Origin of the sequence: Allomesorhizobium camelthorni, assembly GCF_011045125.1 — a bacterium.
Taxonomy (GTDB): Bacteria; Pseudomonadota; Alphaproteobacteria; order Rhizobiales; family Rhizobiaceae; genus Allomesorhizobium; species Allomesorhizobium camelthorni.
This window is the reverse complement of sequence record NZ_JAAKZF010000188.1, coordinates 1-4,020: the sequence shown is the minus strand read 5'-3', so window position 1 is coordinate 4,020 and position 4,020 is coordinate 1. Positions and strand designations below refer to the sequence as shown.

The following is a 4,020-nucleotide window of genomic DNA, read 5'->3' as shown; positions in this document are numbered from 1 at the left end:
GACAGCGGTGAAATCATTGCTCACGTCATGACCGATCAGGACACTGGAGATTCCTCGCAGGTGGAGCCGCTGCTCGACCAGATCGATGGAGAGATCGGCCAGTTCACAGCCGATGGCGCCTATGACGGCAAGCCAACCTACAAGGTCGTCGCCAACCATAGCCGCAGTGCAACGATCGTCATACCGCCGCGTGCAAACGCAATCGAGCGGGCAGATACCGAACCTCTCAGCCAGCGGGACCGGCATATCGCGGCGATCAACATAGACGGCCGGATGAAATGGCAGGCTGCGACCAGCTACGGTAAGCGCTCGCTCGTTGAGACCGCGATCGGCCGCTACAAATCCATCATCGGTCGCCGACTGCGGGCAAGATCGTTCCGGACCCAGCAAACCGAAGTTGCCATTGGTTGTGCCGTCCTCAATCGAATGTTGACATGCGCGCGCCCGAAGTCTGTCCGCTACAAGGCGGCCACGGCATAGCCAACGGCATCAAAGACCGAAATCCGTCCGCACCCCGATCAATGCACCAAGGCCACACCGAGGGGAAGCCCGCATATTACCAGGAGGGCCAGCGCATCTACGCACCCCAAACCGAGACTTGCGAATTCTGCGAAAACGGCGGCTGGTGGTACAGAATGCAAGGCAGCGGGGCGGCTGCCTATTACGTCAAAGATGATCAGGTCTTCACACCGGACGGCAGGCCAGCTTTCCATTATGCATGAACATCGCCGGCTTTACGACGGAACACTTTCCGCACGCATGGGTTGACTGTCCGGAGAACGGGCTCGACCATGGAGAGCCATCATGGACAACAGCAAATTCAACCAAGCCGATCTGATTTCGGCCGTGAAGGCCTGTGCTAATACCGGCTACGCTGGGTCGCTACTGTCTACCTCCAAGGCCATCGGGGAGTTCCGGATAATCGCGGGAGACTTCGTGACCCCTGACGAAGAACTGGCGAATGCAATATCGGAAACTGCCATCGCGTTAGGCTGTGCGGTTGTGTTCGATGAACGAAGCGCCGATAGCCGCGCTCATTAGCAAACAGCCCGCCAGGGCGACCGTGGCGGGCATCGGCGCTCGCTGCGACATCTTCGCATTTGCAATAAAATTTTTGTGCATTGCGGGATCAACGGGATCAGGTACTCTTTCCCTTGTCGGCCATCTACTCCTCCCAGATGCGATGACGGCGCACAGCGAACTCACCTCCTCCCGAGTTCGCCCAAATAGAGAGCCCGCTGCACCTCCTCCCGCAGCGGGCTTTTTGTTGTCTCTCTTCCGCCAGGGGCGAACCGAGGCGGGCGCAATCGGCGAGCTACCGTCACGGAATAATGGTTAGATGTGAGACGTTTTCGATAGGAACGCCCGCTAAAGGGAGGTCAACGCCATGCGCCCGCTCATATTACTTTCGATGTTGCTCTTGATGGCCTGCACGACAGCACCACGCGGTGAGGGTCCATCCGTACCGTCAACCGCCTCCACGGCAAACGGCAACGGTATGGCCGCTGGCGGCAGTGGTGGTAGTGGCGGTGGCGGCTACTAAGGCGGGCGGCTGGACGCACCTGGGGCGTTTTTCGGAGATACAATTACCGCCGCGATCCCGAATCACCATAGTCTCAAGCTTGGGCGCGGTAGCGAATCGTTTTCAGCAATATCCGATGCGGCGGTTTTCAGGCAAAGGCTGCCGCGTCCACCAGGCAAAAGAAAAGCCCGCAGCCGGTGACGATGCCATCAAATTCGGTTTCAGGAATGGCGGCGAGCTTGCGTGCTTCGTTGGCGAGGTTCTTGTCGATGCCCGCTTCGGCGAGTGTGATAGGTGGTTGGTAGTGCTCGGGTTTGTTTTCAACCCGAGCTTTCATGGCGTCGCCGCCATTCGCCGTCAGCCCGGCCTCCCGCTGCGCCGCCATCAGTTCGCCGAGACGGCGCGTGGCGCGGATACGGACTTCTGCAGCGTCGGTTTCAAGCTGCTTGTTCTTCGCCTTGCCCGACCCCTTAATTTGCCGGTGCTGGTTGGGCAGGTTGTTCGGTGGTCGCAGGCGGTGCCGTCGTCTCAGCCGTAGGCCGCATGACGAAATAAAGGCCGGCAATGATGAGTAGAACCACGACGGCAGCGATAATCCAGGTTTGCGTGCTCATATTCATGGGTAGGCCCTCCCGTACAACGCCCCTGGCCTCAGGCGAGAATGCCACCTCGCAACGCGAAGAGAGTGCCCGCCACCGAAGCAGCGGGCCAGTTCCTCTGGTGGTCTAACGTCTACGCGTTTGACTGTCGGGGAAATAACGCGCCGACAATGTTTGGCAATACGATCTGCCATGAAAAACGCCCGCCACCGTTTCCAGTGACGGCCTTTCCCACCCGCCCAAACTAAAAAAAGGATTGATCCCGAATGGCGCTGCCGAAACGCGGCGGAAGAAAAGACCCGGCCGACAGGGGCGCTATCGACCGGGCCTCCGAGGTAACCTTCGGGAGGAAGGTTGTGCCGACGTTAGGAGTTCTTCCGTGGGGCGTCTGTGGGATGCCTCACATACCTCACATACCGGCCATGATGATAGATCGAACGCCATGACCGCGAACACGCCCCGATGCCGCATGAGCCCGCTGCGCCGGCAGGCACAGACCGGCAATGCGGTGGGCGTCTTTCTGATCGGCGTCCCGATGAGCAGCCTTACAGGCGGCGACAAGGAGGGGTGCAGTTGCGCCGCACAAGGGCGAGTTGATCGCCATCAGTTCGGCGCAGCGGAACAAAGGCTGCTGACCGCCCATAAAGTTTTGCGCAGTGGCCCGCGAATACCCCTTGCTTGGGGGGATCAAGGGAATAAGGTAAACAGGTCGCCCGATATTCGACGGCATACGGGTGCTTGAAAGAGTCCACCAGGCTTTCGCCCAACTGCAACTAAGCAGGAGGCGTCATGTCTTTCACCGGAATATACAGTCCTGAACAATTGGCCGTGCTCGCCAAGGTCTTGAATGACCATTGTGCTAGTCACGGCATCGCGCCGTCCAGCCCGGAATACTCCGACGCCAGTTATCTAATCATGTCGCTTTCTCAAAAGGGCGTGAGCACCGTCGAGGAACTGCAAGCTGGTCTTGAGGGTGGCGCGATTGTGAGATCGATCAGGTCGGGGGCCGGAACCAGGCAACGATTTTCAACACCGATTCCCACAACAGAACGAAGCCGACGAGCAGGCCGAGCGTCGTTATCGCCAACCATTTCGTAACCTTGCCGAAACTCACAATGTTGCGGATGAGCGGCAGCCCGGTTTTCAGCGTGGCAGTGTCTTCCCTGCTCAGGTCGTTCAGGAACTCCCGCGTCACTTCGGAGAGTTCGGAGCTTGATCCCACTCAGCGCGTCAGGAATAATGTCCTAGTGCGGCGATTCTCAACTCATCGGAGATTGCCATGTCAGGACATCGAAAAATGCCCAAGCGTATCATCCACACCGACCGCTTCCTGGCGGACGCTGAGGCGATCCACGGCATCATCATCGGCTACAGCGGCGGCCTTCGCGTGGGCTGCGACCACTGTCGCGCCATGCAGCGCCTTCATGACGCGCTGCTGCAGGCAATCATTGACGTAACTGGCAGGGAAGCGCCGTGGATTTACCGCAGCAATTCCGGGCCGCGCGACACAGGGTCAAAGAAACCTACCGCTTGCGCTTGATCGGCGGCCGGACCCGCATCTTAACATATCGTTAACGATCCGGGCGCAGGCTTTGAATGTCACTCGCCCAACGCACCCACGTGACCTTAGAGACCTGGCACCGCCCCCCGACCCTGTGCCGGGTCTTTTGTGTGATCAAGATTGACCCTGAACGCAAGAAGCCCGCCGCGAGGACGGGACAGGCGGCGGGCTCCTGCTTCCGAGGGCAAGTGCTGAAGAATGAAATACCCTTGGAAGTCTGAGAACGCGAACCAAAGTGCCTTGTTCCAAGTTAAATGGAGCCCATACGATTTGGGCAAGCTGCAATCAGTGGTTCGCGGCGGTATACTCTGATCATTGCCATATCCCCATATGGCCTA

At 58.9% G+C, this 4,020-nt stretch carries 5 protein-coding genes; 3 read left to right on the top strand and 2 right to left on the bottom strand.

All coding sequences use genetic code 11. The features are described 5' to 3' along the window. Both G6N73_RS34900 and G6N73_RS34895 read left to right on the top strand, forming a co-directional pair. A partial coding sequence (locus G6N73_RS34900; protein ID WP_165034424.1) for a transposase occupies positions 1-480 on the top strand: 480 nt, incomplete at its 5' end. A gap of 324 nt (positions 481-804) precedes the next feature. Beyond that, positions 805-1,041: a hypothetical protein gene (locus tag G6N73_RS34895; RefSeq protein WP_165034423.1), complete on the top strand. Its 237-nt coding sequence runs from the start codon at positions 805-807 to the stop codon at positions 1,039-1,041. 629 nt (positions 1,042-1,670) lie between these two features. Here the strand turns inward: G6N73_RS34895 and G6N73_RS34890 are convergent. Both G6N73_RS34890 and G6N73_RS34885 read right to left on the bottom strand, forming a co-directional pair. Next, positions 1,671-2,087 (bottom strand): hypothetical protein, encoded by a 417-nt coding sequence (locus G6N73_RS34890; protein ID WP_165034422.1) that lies wholly within the window; start codon positions 2,085-2,087, stop codon positions 1,671-1,673. Between the two features lie 1,028 nt (positions 2,088-3,115). Then, positions 3,116-3,343, bottom strand: coding sequence for a hypothetical protein (locus G6N73_RS34885; RefSeq protein ID WP_165034421.1), 228 nt, complete (start codon positions 3,341-3,343; stop codon positions 3,116-3,118). Between the two features lie 75 nt (positions 3,344-3,418). On the opposite strand from G6N73_RS34885, the gene G6N73_RS34880 reads away from it, so the two are divergent. Further along, on the top strand, positions 3,419-3,661 hold the full coding sequence (locus G6N73_RS34880; protein ID WP_165034420.1) for a hypothetical protein: 243 nt from the start codon (positions 3,419-3,421) through the stop codon (positions 3,659-3,661). Positions 3,662-4,020: the final 359 nt, after the last annotated feature.